The sequence below is a fragment of the Bacillus sp. AFS001701 genome (assembly GCF_002559405.1).
Taxonomy (GTDB): domain Bacteria; phylum Bacillota; class Bacilli; order Bacillales; family Bacillaceae_G; genus Gottfriedia.
Window position 1 is genome coordinate 1 of sequence record NZ_NTZO01000553.1, and the last position, 664, is coordinate 664.

1 protein-coding gene is annotated in these 664 nt (G+C 35.4%); it reads right to left on the bottom strand.

Translation table 11 applies throughout. From position 1 onward, the window contains the following. On the bottom strand, positions 1–614 hold a 614-nt coding region (hxlA, locus tag CN514_RS22710), incomplete at its 3' end, for a 3-hexulose-6-phosphate synthase (protein WP_141529492.1). Positions 615–664 lie beyond the last annotated feature (50 nt).

The window sequence follows — 664 nt, forward strand, 5'->3', positions numbered from 1 at the left end:
AAAATTAGTTGTTTAAATTTTTTTGAAGCATCTGATGGATTGTTAGCTTTAGTGATGGCAGAACCTACAATGACAACATCTGGATTTACCTTCTCTATCAAACTGCCAATTGAATCAAACGTTATTCCGCCCGCTACAGCGAGTTGAATTGATTGCTCGTCCCCAATCCTTGTTCCAATATTTCGATTACCTGATTCTTCTTGTTGATCTTTGCTGACATGATCACAAAAAATAGCTTCGTTATATTTTAACAATGAATTTTTTTGTTCATCGGTGGTATTTAATAAGTCAATCATTACCTTTTTATTGTAGCGCTTTGCAACTTCCATACAAGCATCGATTGTCACTAAAGGCGATACCCCCATGACAGTGGCTACATCTGCCCCAGCTTGAAAACAAAGTTCAAATTCATAGCGGGCATTGTCAATCGTTTTTATATCTGCAACAATTGTTTTAGTTGGAAATGCTTGTTTGATCTCTTTAACACTAGCCATACCAAATTCTTTTATTAAAGAGGTTCCAACTTCAATCCAATCGATGTGTGGCTCTACTTCTTTTGATAATTGAATAGCTTCCGCTATTCCCATTCGGTCCAATGCTAATTGTATGTTCATGATTTATCTCCTTTTTAGTTAATAAACCGATTTACTAAACCGGTTTATTA